The organism is Campylobacter sp. CCUG 57310, from assembly GCF_013201975.1.
Classification (GTDB): Bacteria; Campylobacterota; Campylobacteria; order Campylobacterales; family Campylobacteraceae; genus Campylobacter_A; species Campylobacter_A canis.
Map to the genome: position 1 here is coordinate 1,575,405 of NZ_CP053845.1, position 14,118 is coordinate 1,589,522.

The following is a 14,118-nucleotide window of genomic DNA, read 5'->3' on the forward strand; positions in this document are numbered from 1 at the left end:
ATCTTTATTTTTAAAATATTATAAAAAATATTATATGTTTAACCTGTTATTACGCACATTTAAGATTAAGACCCCAAGCTTTATTTTTATCATCACTTATATAAGCTTTTTTATTCTTATCATACGTTCCGCCCTTTAAGATATCTTTTTTATTGCCTCCTTTTAAGACATCATCTCCTCCGTTACTATCTATAAGGATATTATCGGCGTTTTGATCTCCTACTAAAACATGGTCGGTTTCGTTTAGATTAAGTATGTTTGATTCTATAAGCACTTTGTTTTGAAGGAAAGATACTCTTCCTTCATCAACCAGCCAAGTATTTAGTTTAAGAAGATCTTTTGTAACCATACCGTTTCTCTGTGCTATGGTTGAAAGGGTATCTCCGCTTTTTACTTTATAAATTCCTCTACTTCCTAGATCTATCTCTTCTCCTGCTCTTATGAGGATATTAGAAAGTAAAAAAGATACCTTAGGTATATTATCAAGTGCATTTCTTATCTCTAAATTCGATAAGGATTTAATGTTGTAGGTGTGGGAGTTTAGGGTTATTTGTTTGATGCTGTTGTGTTTGGTTATTTCTTGAATTATTGATTTTTCTATTTCATCTTTTTTTGATTGATTGATATTTGTAATTTCTATGTGACTATCTGTATTTAATTTCATACTATAAATTAAACTTCCTTCTCCGCTCACAGGCGGTCTGCCAAAAAGATCTTTTATATCTTTCCAAAATTGTTCTAAAGTAACTTCTGAATAATATTTGCTTAATTCACTATATTTTGGAAGCAAGGATTTAGTGGTTTCTAAAATTTTATCTCTATATTCTTTATCATTATACAATCTTGTATAAAATTCATCTGCATTTCTCACATAAGTATCGAAAATACTAGACATATAATTACCAAGGGGACTGTAGTGATTTATAACATACGAAGTTCCTCCATTTGATAGTAAGTTTAGAGTCGTTCCTGATTTGAATATTTTGTCTACTTGTTTGCCTGCAATAACTAATGTTATTGTGTCGCCAACCACTTTTCCAATTGCTTGATAAGAATTCTTATCATCAAGAATATTTCTTGTATAATTTAAACCAACAGAATGAGAATTTACATACCAATATTGTAATGCATTTTTTCCAGTTGGACCTCCTGGCACAGCAGCGGCACCAATAGCCAACATAGTGTCTGCAACATTTAACATTTCATTCATAAAATCTTTTGATTCCATTCAAAACTCCTTGAGTACAAAATTTAATTAATCTTTTTCAAAATCCTACTGTAATTATCATCCTATTTTAGTTTCTTCGTGCGAAGTATATATTAAATTTAGTTTATTTTTTATGGCTATATTTTTATTTTTAAAAAATAACAAAAGCTCATCAAATTCGGCTTTGTTGTTTGGAACAATATTTAAATAACCACCATCTTTAAAAAATATTAAAAATGTTTTTATGGATTTGCGAGAAATAAATTTAAAAGGCAAAATAAAAAAAGCATATATAAAAGCTATTAAAATTTTAGTAGATACATAAAAGAAAAGCTCCAAAATATCAGTTTTAAAAGCAAGACTTAACAGTGATTTATCTTTATAGGCATCTTTTCCATACTCGTGATTTGTTGCTAAAACAAATTCTACACTTTCTATATTATCAACCACAAAATCAGCCTTTAAATCAAAAGTCGAATATTTGATATTTTGATTATTTATCTCAAAAATTTGTTTGCCATTTTTATAATATTGGATATTTTTATATATGCTATAAAATAACAAACCAATGGAGATTGCAACAAGTATAATAGTTTTAGTAAAAACACCATTATTATAGGAGTTTGCCAAACTATAAAACAACAACGGAAGCATTACTAAGGTAAACGTAAAATATCTGTAAAACCTACTTAAGTCTCTTACCACTATCGGCTCTTTATCGTAATCTCTCAAATTTATCCTTTTTGTTTTTTGCAATATTGAAGTTAAATTGATTGATATTCTATATTAGTATAATTTATTGTTGCCCCGACCGCTATACCAGCTCCAGCTACCGCCATCCATACTTGAGCATTGGCTAATCCTATTTTAGCAATATACTTGCCAGATTGGACATCTTTTCTGACAATAGTTATAAAATTTGAAACTGCATCAAAGTACCTGCTAGGAATATTTTGGATATATTCGCTACCGTCTAAATTAACTTCTTTTGACATATTATTCTCCTAGTATTTTATTAACTTCTTTATTATATAATTGCCAACAAATGGATACGTCCCGCTACTTAAATCAAATTTAAAATCCTCATTAAGTGAAGTATCGTAAATAGCATTCATTAGTTTTTGAAACTCACCATCATTCTCTCTTACAAATAAAAAATATAAAAACTTTTTGTTTTTATAAAAAATAATTATAGGATAATATCCGAACACATAGATTGAATATTTATAGAATATATCCTCTTTTTTTATTCTTAGATTATTTCCAGTAATAAGATTTTTATTAGTAATATATATATACTGCCTTGCATAGTTTGATATCTCACAATATATAGTATAAAGCAAGAATATTAAAAAAATAGGTATGATTATCATAGATAAAATACCACTATCTATGATATGAATCAAAATGAATATCAAAAATATACAAATAAAAATCCTGACACCAAAAAAAGAATTTGTATTTTTAAAACAATACAATATCTCTTCGCCATCTTCAAGCTTAATATGCTCGGGTAAGATTATTGGCTCTTTATCATAATCTCCCAAATTTATCCTTTTTTATAGTTTTTTTGCAATATTGAAGTTAAATTGCTTGATATTCTATATTAGTATAATTTAAGGTGTGTTTAAAATTTAGTTTATTGAAGTTTGATACTCTTTATTTCCGGCATTATAAAGCAAATACACAAAACTAAAATTTAATACTCTAACTCTTTAAATTCAAACTTCTACCTATAGGAAACTCTACTTTAGCTTTTCTTTCAAATATCTTGGTAAAGTCATAGTTATCTATTATGGTTTGGTGTTTTTGATAGAATTCTCTGTTTGATCTGTTTACTTCTTCTAAAAACTCATCAAACATCTTATTAGCTAACTCCATATTCTCCAAACCAACTTCTTTAGTATATTCAGCTATTAGTTTTTCTAGCCTATCAGCTCCTAGAAAGCCTTGAATACTATTGGAAGTCATAGTAAGCTTTAACTCTTTGAGTTCTATCACTTGTCAAATCCATACCTATACTTTCTACTTCTATAAAGTATCCAAACATTGTTCCTATGGATATCTTATCTTTTGGTTCGTTTTAATCACAATCAACTTCGATTAACTCTTTATATCAGTCTTTTGCTCTATGTAGTGTTCTAGTATCAGAAGTTGGAGATCTTGCAAAATTTATCATTGTTAAACCGGTATATCTAGTTCTCGTTAATTCTATTTGCAGTTAAAGTATTCTATTATGTAGTAAATATACAAAACATATAATAAAGTGAGAAAATATACTTCTTAAATTTAATATCAAAAAAAATAATATAAAAAATCCTTACTATAGTATTCGAACCAACAACTAAAAAGTAAACTGTTATTTTTGTAATAGCGTATAATCATATCAACTGTTAAAATAATACTTTATTAAAAAGTGAGACAGTAAAAAATTTTATACTTACTGTCTCACTTTTGTCTCACTTTTTTTCGGAATAGAATAGAATCAATAAGAAATTTAAGGAAAAAATAAGAAAAGTTTAAGCGAAAACAGATCAAAAATCAAAGAAAAATAGTTAATTCTAAGCTCGTATTTAAGGCTTTTTAAGAACTTTTTGGAAAGAAAAAGAATAAAACGGAAAAATAAAGAAAAAAATGGAACTGAAAGTAAGTGGCTCCGGATGCTGGATTCGAACCAGCGACCAATCGGTTAACAGCCGACTACTCTACCGCTGAGCTAATCCGGAATAAGTTGTTAAAGAAAGTGGCATTATAGAGAAAAATATAGATTTTGTCAATAAAATTTAGCTTAAATTCTAGGCTTTTACCAATATTTTCAAAGCATTATCTAAATTTAGCTTAGTTTATAAAAATGAGCTCCGGCTATATTTACTATTTTTATTTTTTTAGATTCTAAAAGTTTATTTAAATTTTTTTTTGAGTTTTCAGAAAAGCTGTTTTTAACGTCATTTTCGCTCTGAGGACGACGAGCAAGCAGCTGTAAAAGCTGCTCCTCATCAAATTCAAGCAGATCACCGCTATATTTAGCACTAGCTACTACGCATGGAATGTTTTTGATCTCACAAGCAAGCTCATTTAAAAATTCTCTTGAAACACCCTTAACAGGATATGACGGAGGGCGATCGATACTGCTTATATCAACCCTACTAGGCGATATTTTATTTATAGCCAAATTTAAAGCCTCAAACTCCTTTTTAGTGTCGTTTAATCCTTTGACAACTAAAATTTCAAGCACAAGTTCGCCTTTAAATTTCTTACTAAATTCACTCATTTTTTCAATCAAATCCGAAACGTACAGATCTTTTTTGCCTCGATCTACTTTAAGAAATGTCTTTTGAATAGCACTATCAAGGCTAAATTTAACTAAATCAAGCCCCAAAAGAGCATTGTAAATTTTAGGATTAAGCACGCCCGTGCCATTTGAAAGTATAAGAAGTTTCAACTTGCCTTTTATCAAATTTAACTCGGCAATTAGCTCGGCTAAATTCGGATATAAAGTAGGCTCGCCGTTTGCGGTAATCGTTATAACGTCAATATTTTTATCTTTCTTAAGGGCTTGCCTGACCTCATTTACTACATCATTAACGCTTGGCGGATCTGATATCTCGTCCACTATCTTAGCTTGAGTTAGCTCGCAATAAACACAATCAAAATTACAACACTTCCCTTTAGGAGACAGATCAACCCCAAGGGAAGTGCCAAAACGTCTAGAGCTTACAGGCCCAAAAACGATCATTAACTAAAACCTCTTCCTCTTCACATCATCTGCTATATCTTTAGCCATACTATCAACTTCAGCTGTTACCTCGTTTGTCTTATTGGCTACTATTACATTTTGTCTGGTTAGATCATCTATATTGGCAACCGATTGATTTATCATGTTTATTCCGTCAGCTTGTTCTTTTATAGATTCACTCATCTCGTTTATGCTTTGAGCGAGTACATTTGTATTAGCTTCTATCTCACCTAATGATTTTTGAGTTCTTTCGGCTAGTTTTCTTACTTCATCGGCAACTACCGCAAAGCCACGTCCATGCTCTCCGGCACGTGCCGCTTCTATAGCAGCATTTAATGCTAGTAAGTTTGTTTGATCTGCTATATCTCTTATTATTACTATTATGTTTTTTATCTCTTCGCTTTGTCTTATTACATCTTGAGTCTTTTGAGATATGGCAGACATTGACGAGCTCATCTGCTCTACTGCGGCTGCACTTTCTTGAAGTGAATTTGCTTGCCTATTAGCTCCGCTTGTTAGTTCGTTCATGTATTCAGATAGAGCTTGTGCTTTTTGTCTTAAATTTTCAGCCTGAGACAAATTTGCACGAAGCATGTTTGATATCTCTTCACCTAGTCCGTTTACTCCTTCTGCCATCTTACCGTTATCATCAAGTCTAGCCGTAAAGTCTTGATTTTTAAATTTATCAAGAAGATTTATAAGTTCTATGCCGTTTTTGGCAATATTATCTTTTAAAGCCTCTTGAAGCTCTTTAAATGTATGTTTTAACTGATTTAATGCAGGGTTTGACGTTTGTGCATTAAGAGTTGCCGTAAAGTCTCCGGATTTGATACTGTCTACGAATGTATTTGCTTCTTTTATAAAGTCGTTTTCAGAGATTTTGGCTGATTCTATCTTGCTTATGTTGTCATTTATTAAAGATGCCATTTGTCCAAATTCGTCTTTGGTTTTTACGTTTAATTTAGCAGGCTCTTTTATCTCATGGTTTAGGAATTTAAAGAAGGATATTAATCCTGTTGAAATTAGGTTGAGGGGTTTGAGAAAGTATCCTACTACAAAGATTAATGCACCTATGATACCCATAACAAATACGGTTGAAAATATAGTTTCGTGATAAATAATTTCATTTAAAACAGGGTCATAATCACTAAGTGAGTTATCAGAGCAGATAAGCCAATTAGCTTTATCGTATTTATGGCAAGCAAAAAGTCTCTCGTCCCCACCTAAAGTATGGATATATGCTTTGCCTTGACTGGATGCATAACTATCTATAGCCAAATTAATAGCCGTTTTTAAATCAGGCTCTTCAGACAAAATGAAATTATTATTTGGATGATAAACCAAAAGTCTTGCATCAATATCAACGATAGCTACGCTGCTACTTTCTGACTCTTTCATCTGTGCTACATCTTTGGCTATATCATCTAAATACATATCCGCAGCTACGACACCTACAGCTTTACTATCTATGATTATTGGCTTAACTATAGTAAGAGTGTATTTACCGCTTGATTGAGCCAAATAAGGATGAGTAAATACTAAATCACCTTTTGCCACACTTTGCTTGTACCAAGGTTTGGTTCTTGAATCGTAATTATCTTTTTCTGGTGTTAAATGTAAAAATTCAGGCCTGTGCCCAGGCTTAGTCACCGCATCAAACAAATGACCGTTATCGCTAAAACCTATATAAAATTCCGCTATATTCAAAGCCGTAGCCATAGTTATTAAACGATCTTTAAGGCTCTCTCTGTCTTGCATTAGATAAGGATTGTCCTGAATGTATTTTGTCAAATTTTCAACCGCAACTATTTTAGAGTTAAAATACTCTCTTACATATATTGCCACAGAGCGTGTAGAAGCCTCTTTGGATGTTTTAGATACATCTATGATAGTATTTTTCATGCCTTTATAGCTTACGGTTTCAAATACGGAAAATGCTATTGTAAGCAACACAAATATAATTAAAGCTATTTTGCTAGCAACTTTTTTCATAACAACTCCTTTTTACAATATTATAATTATTTGCTACTTTTTTCCTGAACCCGCCTGATGAAATGTTTTGCGTTTTCTACAGGAATATCAGGCAAAATTCCATGCCCCAAGTTAAATATATGAGGCGTATCTTGCATAACTTCTAAAATTTTATCGACACCTTCGTCAATCGCTGATTTTGAGTATAGCCTTGTCGGTTCCATATTGCCTTGAAGGACAAATTTAGGGCTTAACTTCGCCTTGGCAAGCTCTATCGGAGTACTCCAATCCACGCCAAAAACCTCGAAATTTCCATCTATCTTATCAAGATATCCGCTTATGCCCTTTGGAAATACGATAACGGGAATTTGCGGAAATTCAGCCTTAAGCGCATCAACTATCTCCAAGATGTATTTAAACCCGAATTCAAAATACGCACTCATCTCAAGCGCCGCCGCCCAACTGTCAAAAATTTGCACCGCATTTACGCCCGCTTTAATTTGCTCTTTCATATAGCCGATAAGTGCAGCGGTAACTTTGGCTAAAATTTGATGCATAAATTCGGGATTTGAGTATAAAAGCTTCTTGCTAACGGCATAAGTTTTCGTCCCTCCGCCCTCAATCATATAAGTAGCTATCGTCCAAGGAGCACCGCAAAATCCGATTAGAGCTTTATCCTGAGCCAAATTTTCGCGAGTTAGCTTGATCGTATCATAAACATAGCTTAAATTTTTGATTGATTTTTGCACGTCAAGCCTGTCTAAGTCCTCTTTTGTCTTGATCGGATCGCTAAAAACAGGCCCCTCGCCTTGCACAAATTTAAGATCCATACCCATTTCAAGCGGCACGACCAAGATATCGCTAAAAAGTATCGCCGCATCAACACCTAAAATATCAACAGGCTGGATAGTTACTTCACTTGCCTTTTTATAATCCTTGCAAAGCGATAAAAAATCTCCCGCCGACTTGCGAACCGCCATATACTCGGGCAGATAGCGCCCCGCCTGACGCATCATCCAAACAGGAGTATAAGGCGTAGGTTTCTTAAAACAAGCATCTACAAATATCATTAAATTTCCTTTAAATTTTTGCCGATTGTATCACATTTATTATTAAAGTATTTAAAATTTGACAATAAGCCGAGTATTATTTTTTCTGCGTATTTTAAAATTTCATTTACCAAATATTCATTCTATATCGGCTGTTTTAAAATTTAGTTTAACCTTATTTTGGTTGAAAATATTAACTTGCTAAAACAAAATTTTAAATCCTAAACTAAGAGCCTAAAACCCTTAGTTCGTCAAGTAAATTTTGTAAATTTATACAAGAGAGTTTGTTTTGCATAGCGTTTTGCGCAGCTAAAAAATGTCCGCTTAGCAAATTTTGAATTTGTCCGCCGAGAGGACAAGCGGCAGGGGATTTTTGATGTATTTTAAAAAGCTCTTTTTGATCCGAATTTACAGCGTTATAAATATCTAGTAGCGTAATTTCACTTGGCTGTTTTAGCAAGGATAGTCCGCCTACACCGGGAGAAGTTTTTATCAATTTAGCTTTTTTCAAAAGAGTCGTGATATTTCTTATGATTACGGGATTTACACCTATACCTTCAGCCAGAAATTCGCTAGTGTTTTTATCCTCTTTAAAAAACTCGACACTCAAAAGAATATGAACCGCAATTGAAAATTTTTGCCCTATTTGCATTTTTACCTAAAAATATTTTTTCGTTATTCTAGCTAAAAATAGCAAATTTTACGGGCAAAAACATAAATTTTAGCCGCTTACCGCAGTTAGGCATCTATTTATATGATTTTGGTTTTTTATCTCATCAATTATCGCCAAAGCAAGATCAGGATAGCTTATGTAGCTTTGGTTGCTTGAATTTAAAATAAGCTCATCGCTTCCGATTTTATATTTACCTGTTCTAGCTCCCTTTTCATCGTAGTTTGCAGCAGGCGAAACGTAAGTCCAAAGAGTATCTTTTCTATCTTTTAGCTCATAAAAAGATCCTGCGTCAGCCTTTGCTACGTCTAGGTATTCAGGCGGGAAATCAGGTGCGTCCATTAGCATTACTTTGTGGTCGCTATCTACATAAAGAGTTCCCGCTCCGCCCACGATAAATAGTCTAGTTTTACTACCGCTAAGAAGATCGGCAAGATGCTTGGTGTGCTTTGCATGAAGATAAAAAGTCTCTTTCGTCCATACGGCAAATGCGCTTATAACTACGTCAAATTCGCTCAAATCTTCTTTATTAAGCTCAAACACGTCTTTATAAACAACCTTAACTTTATCGTTTTTATACTCTTTGTTTCGCACGATAGCGGTTACTTCATAACCTTGAAGCAAGGCTTCTTTTACCAACTCTTTACCGCTCTTTCCGTTTGCGCCTATGATAGCTACTTTTTGCATTTTAGATCCTTTAAAATTTTGTTGTAATAATTTTAATTACAACTTACGAGCGAAGTCTATCTAATTTTTATTGTAATGTCAATAGTTACAACTAATTTTAAATTTGACATCAAATTTAAAAGCCTATAAAATTTAGCTTAATTCAAACAAAGGAATTTCATGAAAAATAGCGCTTTTAAAACGCTAAAACTCATCGCCAAGCAAAATTTCAAAAAGCTATTTTTAGCATTTAGCTTGGTGCTTGCCGAAAACGGACTGTTTCTTATATATCCGCTGCTAGCAGGTATCGCCATAAACGCCATCATAGAAGGTAAAGTCTTGCTAGCGCTTACTTATTCGCTCATGGTCTTTATAGGATGGGGCATAGGAGCTGCAAGACGCAGGATTGATACGCAGGTCTTTACTAAAATTTATGCAGATCTTGCCGTAAAAGTGATAATGAATGAAAAAGCAGAATCCAAAGATGACTCCGTAATAATAGCAAGAGCGAATTTGTCGCGGGAATTTGTGGATTTCTTCGAGCAGCATTTTCCTATGCTTTTTACGTCGGCGGTTTCTATTTTTGGCTCTGTGGTTATGCTATTTTTTATCGAATTTTACGTGGGTCTGGCGACATTTATAGTAATCGTTATATTTGCTATTTTGCTACCAAGATACATAAGCAAAAACGACAAACTCTACTTAAGACTAAATAACCAAATAGAAAAAGAGGTTAGCAGGATAAAAGAAGCTAGAGAAAACAAGCTAAAAAGGCACTACAATCTACTTTCGCTATTAAGAGTAAGGATATCAAACCGCGAAGCAATGAGCTTTTTAATCATCGGCATAAGCGCCGCCGTACTTTTTGGTCTAGCTATCATAACTCTTGCAAACGATAAAGCAACCGCAGGACATATCTACTCGGTAATAACATACCTATGGACATTTGCCATAAGCCTTGATGACGCGCCAAACCTCATCGAGCAGTTTTCAAAACTAAAAGATATAGGCAAGCGGGTAAATACTCAAATTTAGCGAAAAATAAAAGATTTTTTGGCAAAATAAGACAAATTTTAAACACAAGAGCAAATTTGAATGAAAAACATAAGAAATTTTAGCATCATAGCCCACATAGATCACGGCAAAAGCACTCTTGCGGACCGCTTAATCCAAGAGTGCGGAGCGGTAAGCGACCGCGAGATGAGTAGTCAGATAATGGACACGATGGATATCGAAAAAGAACGCGGTATCACGATAAAAGCTCAAAGCGTGAGACTTGAACACAACCTAAACGGCGAAAAATATATCTTAAATCTAATCGACACTCCGGGACACGTTGATTTTAGCTACGAAGTAAGTAGAAGTCTAGCAAGCTGCGAAGGTGCGCTTTTAGTGGTGGACGCAAGCCAAGGAGTCGAGGCTCAAACCATCGCAAACGTCTATATCGCACTTGAAAACAACCTTGAAATCATCCCCGTGATAAATAAAATTGACCTTCCGGCAGCAGACCCTGAGCGCGTAAAAAACGAGATAGAGCACGTTATCGGGCTTGACTGCTCAAATGCTATCGAAGTAAGCGCAAAGAGTGGCATAGGTATAAAAGAGTTAGTTGAGGCTATCATCACGCGAATTCCGCCACCGCACGGAGATATAAAAAGCCCGCTTAAGACGCTGATTTACGATAGTTGGTTTGACAACTACCTTGGCGCGCTGGCTCTTGTGCGCGTGTATGACGGCGAGTTAGCCAAAAACGATGAAATTTTGGTTATGGGCACGGGCAAAAAGCATATCGTGCTTGATCTTATGTATCCAAACCCGATCGCACCGATTAAGACAAGCAAGCTAAGCGCGGGCGAAGTAGGCATAGTCGTGCTTGGGCTTAAAAACGTAAGCGACGTGCAGGTAGGAGATACGATAACGCTTGCCAAAAATCCGCTTAAAGAGCCGGTCGGCGGCTTTGAGAGGGCAAAGCCATTTGTATTTGCAGGACTTTATCCGATAGAAACGGACAAATTTGAAGATCTGCGCGACGCTCTTGATAAGCTTAAGCTAAACGACAGCTCCATAAGCTACGAGCCTGAGACTTCTGTGGCTCTTGGATTTGGCTTTCGCGTTGGATTTTTGGGACTGCTTCACATGGAGGTCATCAAAGAGCGTTTGGAGCGTGAATTTGACCTTGATCTGATAGCAACTGCACCGACCGTGACATACGAAGTTATCCAAACGGACGGGCAAATTTTAGAGATTCAAAACCCAAGCCAGCTTCCGCCGGTAAATAAAATCGAGATGATCAAAGAGCCTTACGTGCGCTCGACTATCATCACGCCTAGTGAATTTTTAGGCAATATCATCACGCTTTTAAACAACCGCCGAGCGATTCAGACTAAGATGGACTACATAACACCAGAGCGTGTGTTGCTTGAATACGATATACCGATGAATGAGATCGTGATGGACTTTTACGATAAGCTTAAATCAAGCACCAAAGGCTACGCGAGCTTTGATTATGAGCCTAGCGAGTACCGAGAGGGAGACCTGGTGAAGCTTGATATCAAGGTTGCGGGAGAAACGGTAGATGCGCTCTCTATCATCGTACCTGAAAGCAAAGCTCAAAGCAAGGGTCGAGACTTCGTAAAAGCGATGAAGGAGATCGTGCCAAGACAGCTTTTTGAAGTAGCTATCCAAGCAAGTATCGGCAATAAAATCATAGCGCGCGAGACAGTTAAATCAATGGGCAAAAACGTCACTGCAAAGTGCTACGGAGGCGATATCACACGTAAGAGAAAATTGCTTGAAAAGCAAAAAGAGGGCAAAAAAAGAATGAAAGCCATAGGCAAGGTAAATTTACCGCAAGAAGCGTTTTTAAGCGTGCTTAAGATAGATTAAGGCTTAAATTCGGGCTAAATTTCGCAGGCGGAATAAAATTTGCTTGGATTAATATAAAATTTTAAGGATACAGTATGAAATTTAAGACGATTTTTTTGATGATAGCGGCGGCTTTTTTATTTTTAGGTTGCTCTTCAAAGACAAGCGATGGAGCTGTTGTAACCGGTAACTTTTCTAGCTCATCTTCAAGCGATGCTAAATTTCACTTCGAAGAGGTTATGAAAATTCCTATTGATTGCAGTTCTTGCAAAGGCTCAGGAAACACCGTAACTATAAACGGCACAAAATATAGAAGTGATGTTGCCATAAAATGTTGCCTCAAAAAAAATATGATAGACACAAAAACCGCACTTAAAAAAGTATACATACACAGGATAACGGACGAGAGGGAGGATGCTCAAAGCATAAAATATATAAGACAAAACGGAAGCACCGTTGTATTTAATTCAAACCCAAGACTTGAGCCACTATTTTATATGTTTTTAAAACAAGAGCTTCTTTCAAGAGGTATTCTTGTTGTAGAGAATCAAACATCTCCTTACACATATAGACTTGATTTTTCATTTACCGAGCTTAAAGGAGTTTATAGCAGAAGTCAAGAGCAGCTAAATTCACAACTTTTTGGAGTACTTAAAATTAAAAACATAAATTACGGCAGAATACTCAATATAACTACAAAACAAGAAGTAAAAAAACTTGCAGTAAGCAGGACGGGACAATTTGACATATACGTATCTTTGCTGGTCAAACAAGCGGCTAACAAAGTCGCTGAAGAAATTTCAAAGCTATAAAGGAAATTCATGAAAAAATACATACTTATCGCCCTACTTCCTTTTTTATTTTTAGGTTGTGCACAACAAAGTTCGGTTCTCAATTTATCTCCTTATAACTCAACTTCAAATTCTTTAGGGTTTGCCAAACAGGTTCAAATAAACTCGGTCATAGACAATCGCCAAAACAAAAGCATAGTCGCAACGATAACGAATTCAAAAGGCGATGTTAGCGAATACGTTACACTTCAAAACGACATCTCCGTCTGGCTAAAAGACGCTCTTGAAAAGGAAATTTCAAGGCTCGGCGGGCAAGTTGTGAGCTTTTCTAGCGATATAATAGTTGATGTGCAGATCGTATGGCTTAAAGCGAATTTAAGCGGATATAGCACGGACAACCTAAAAGGCGAAGCAAAAGTAATGCTAACGATAAGGCGCGGCGATCAGACCATAACAAAAAATGTCGCACAAACACAAACCAAATTCGCCCCTATCCAGACAAGCGGCGCATTTGACAAATTTATAGACGAACTTTTAAGCGATATCGTAAAACGAGCCGCCGTTCAAATTCTAAAAAGCTGATGAGGTGCGCAAATTGTGGGCGCTTAAGCATTAAAATTTTATGTAAATTTTGCGCCTTGCACCTTAAAAATTCATCTTTAAAAACAAGAATTTTAAAAGACGATTTTAAAATTTACAGCTTCTTTGACTACTCCGAAGTTAAAAATTTAATCCACTCCAAGCATAAATTTCACGGCAGATTTATATACAAAAGCCTTGCGAATTTGAGTCTCAAAAAATTTGCCCAAAATTTCAAATTCGGCTCAAAAATAAATGCCGTAGCGATAGACGATAGGGTTAAATTTGATTATTCTCACACGGCGATTTTGGCTCGCGCTCTTAAAAGCGATGAGATCAAGCCGCTTCATTCTTGCCTTTATGCAAGCTCTGATGTAAATTATTCGGGCAAGGATTTAGCCTTTCGCATAAAGCATCCAAGAAATTTCAAACTAAACAAAATTCCAAAATTTCCCGTTATCTTGGTTGATGATATAATAACTACGGGAACTACAATGATTGAAGCTAAAACAGCACTTGAAAAATTTGGCGTAGAAGTCTTGTTTGGACTTGTTTTAGCCGATGCGAAGTATTAATAGCTAAAG

Annotated in this window: 15 protein-coding genes and 1 tRNA gene; 5 read left to right on the forward strand and 11 right to left on the reverse strand. The window is 34.9% G+C overall.

The window, feature by feature from the left end; all coding sequences use genetic code 11:
* Positions 1-49: 49 nt before the first annotated feature.
* The 11 genes from CORI_RS07915 to CORI_RS07965 all read right to left on the reverse strand — a co-directional run bounded on the left by CORI_RS07915 (position 50) and on the right by CORI_RS07965 (position 9,320).
* A complete protein-coding gene (locus tag CORI_RS07915; RefSeq protein ID WP_173031523.1) occupies positions 50-1,228 on the reverse strand; it encodes a LysM peptidoglycan-binding domain-containing protein in 1,179 nt (392 codons plus the stop codon).
* 57 nt (positions 1,229-1,285) lie between these two features.
* A complete protein-coding gene (locus CORI_RS07920) occupies positions 1,286-1,939 on the reverse strand; it encodes a hypothetical protein (protein ID WP_173031524.1) in 654 nt (217 codons plus the stop codon).
* A 32-nt stretch (positions 1,940-1,971) separates the two neighbouring features.
* Positions 1,972-2,202 (reverse strand): hypothetical protein, encoded by a 231-nt coding sequence (locus CORI_RS07925; protein WP_173031525.1) that lies wholly within the window; start codon positions 2,200-2,202, stop codon positions 1,972-1,974.
* A gap of 9 nt (positions 2,203-2,211) precedes the next feature.
* Complete coding sequence (locus tag CORI_RS07930; RefSeq protein WP_173031526.1) at positions 2,212-2,754, reverse strand: hypothetical protein; 543 nt, start codon at positions 2,752-2,754, stop codon at positions 2,212-2,214.
* A 160-nt stretch (positions 2,755-2,914) separates the two neighbouring features.
* On the reverse strand, positions 2,915-3,178 hold the full coding sequence (locus CORI_RS07935; RefSeq protein WP_173031527.1) for a hypothetical protein: 264 nt from the start codon (positions 3,176-3,178) through the stop codon (positions 2,915-2,917).
* 680 nt (positions 3,179-3,858) lie between these two features.
* Positions 3,859-3,933, reverse strand: a tRNA-Asn gene (locus tag CORI_RS07940).
* 107 nt (positions 3,934-4,040) lie between these two features.
* Complete coding sequence (locus CORI_RS07945) at positions 4,041-4,943, reverse strand: radical SAM protein (RefSeq protein ID WP_173031528.1); 903 nt, start codon at positions 4,941-4,943, stop codon at positions 4,041-4,043.
* A 3-nt stretch (positions 4,944-4,946) separates the two neighbouring features.
* A complete protein-coding gene (locus CORI_RS07950) occupies positions 4,947-6,935 on the reverse strand; it encodes a methyl-accepting chemotaxis protein (RefSeq protein ID WP_173031529.1) in 1,989 nt (662 codons plus the stop codon).
* Positions 6,936-6,961: 26 nt separating this feature from the next.
* A complete protein-coding gene (hemE, locus tag CORI_RS07955; protein WP_173031530.1) occupies positions 6,962-7,984 on the reverse strand; it encodes a uroporphyrinogen decarboxylase in 1,023 nt (340 codons plus the stop codon).
* Between the two features lie 205 nt (positions 7,985-8,189).
* Positions 8,190-8,615: an Rrf2 family transcriptional regulator gene (locus CORI_RS07960; RefSeq protein ID WP_173031531.1), complete on the reverse strand. Its 426-nt coding sequence runs from the start codon at positions 8,613-8,615 to the stop codon at positions 8,190-8,192.
* A 69-nt stretch (positions 8,616-8,684) separates the two neighbouring features.
* A complete protein-coding gene (locus CORI_RS07965; RefSeq protein WP_173031532.1) occupies positions 8,685-9,320 on the reverse strand; it encodes an NAD(P)-dependent oxidoreductase in 636 nt (211 codons plus the stop codon).
* 159 nt (positions 9,321-9,479) lie between these two features.
* Here CORI_RS07965 and CORI_RS07970 point away from each other — a divergent pair, with 159 nt between their 5' ends.
* The 5 genes from CORI_RS07970 to CORI_RS07990 all read left to right on the forward strand — a co-directional run bounded on the left by CORI_RS07970 (position 9,480) and on the right by CORI_RS07990 (position 14,109).
* Entirely contained in the window at positions 9,480-10,334 is an 855-nt protein-coding gene (locus CORI_RS07970) for an ABC transporter six-transmembrane domain-containing protein (protein ID WP_173031533.1), read from the forward strand.
* A 60-nt stretch (positions 10,335-10,394) separates the two neighbouring features.
* The gene (lepA, locus tag CORI_RS07975) at positions 10,395-12,185 is read left to right on the forward strand and encodes a translation elongation factor 4 (RefSeq protein WP_173031534.1); all 1,791 of its coding nucleotides are present in this window, start codon (positions 10,395-10,397) and stop codon (positions 12,183-12,185) included.
* Positions 12,186-12,259: 74 nt separating this feature from the next.
* Positions 12,260-12,976: a hypothetical protein gene (locus tag CORI_RS07980; protein WP_173031535.1), complete on the forward strand. Its 717-nt coding sequence runs from the start codon at positions 12,260-12,262 to the stop codon at positions 12,974-12,976.
* A gap of 9 nt (positions 12,977-12,985) precedes the next feature.
* The gene (locus tag CORI_RS07985; protein ID WP_169942632.1) at positions 12,986-13,537 is read left to right on the forward strand and encodes a YajG family lipoprotein; all 552 of its coding nucleotides are present in this window, start codon (positions 12,986-12,988) and stop codon (positions 13,535-13,537) included.
* Positions 13,537-14,109: a ComF family protein gene (locus CORI_RS07990; protein WP_173031536.1), complete on the forward strand. Its 573-nt coding sequence runs from the start codon at positions 13,537-13,539 to the stop codon at positions 14,107-14,109. Before CORI_RS07985 ends, CORI_RS07990 begins: the two co-directional genes overlap by 1 nt.
* The last annotated feature ends 9 nt before the right edge of the window (positions 14,110-14,118 follow it).

Bases quoted from the DNA above. Each gene is read 5' to 3' on its own strand.
- CORI_RS07915 (WP_173031523.1), bottom strand. From the start codon at position 1,228: ATGGAATCAAAAGATTTTATGAATGAAATGTTAAATGTTGCAGACACT.
- CORI_RS07925 (WP_173031525.1), bottom strand. From the start codon at position 2,202: ATGTCAAAAGAAGTTAATTTAGACGGTAGCGAATATATCCAAAATATT.
- CORI_RS07935 (WP_173031527.1), bottom strand. From the start codon at position 3,178: ATGACTTCCAATAGTATTCAAGGCTTTCTAGGAGCTGATAGGCTAGAA.
- CORI_RS07945 (WP_173031528.1), bottom strand. From the start codon at position 4,943: ATGATCGTTTTTGGGCCTGTAAGCTCTAGACGTTTTGGCACTTCCCTT.
- CORI_RS07950 (WP_173031529.1), bottom strand. From the start codon at position 6,935: ATGAAAAAAGTTGCTAGCAAAATAGCTTTAATTATATTTGTGTTGCTT.
- hemE (WP_173031530.1), bottom strand. From the start codon at position 7,984: ATGATATTTGTAGATGCTTGTTTTAAGAAACCTACGCCTTATACTCCT.
- CORI_RS07960 (WP_173031531.1), bottom strand. From the start codon at position 8,615: ATGCAAATAGGGCAAAAATTTTCAATTGCGGTTCATATTCTTTTGAGT.
- CORI_RS07965 (WP_173031532.1), bottom strand. From the start codon at position 9,320: ATGCAAAAAGTAGCTATCATAGGCGCAAACGGAAAGAGCGGTAAAGAG.
- CORI_RS07970 (WP_173031533.1), top strand. From the start codon at position 9,480: ATGAAAAATAGCGCTTTTAAAACGCTAAAACTCATCGCCAAGCAAAAT.
- lepA (WP_173031534.1), top strand. From the start codon at position 10,395: ATGAAAAACATAAGAAATTTTAGCATCATAGCCCACATAGATCACGGC.
- CORI_RS07980 (WP_173031535.1), top strand. From the start codon at position 12,260: ATGAAATTTAAGACGATTTTTTTGATGATAGCGGCGGCTTTTTTATTT.
- CORI_RS07985 (WP_169942632.1), top strand. From the start codon at position 12,986: ATGAAAAAATACATACTTATCGCCCTACTTCCTTTTTTATTTTTAGGT.
- CORI_RS07990 (WP_173031536.1), top strand. From the start codon at position 13,537: ATGAGGTGCGCAAATTGTGGGCGCTTAAGCATTAAAATTTTATGTAAA.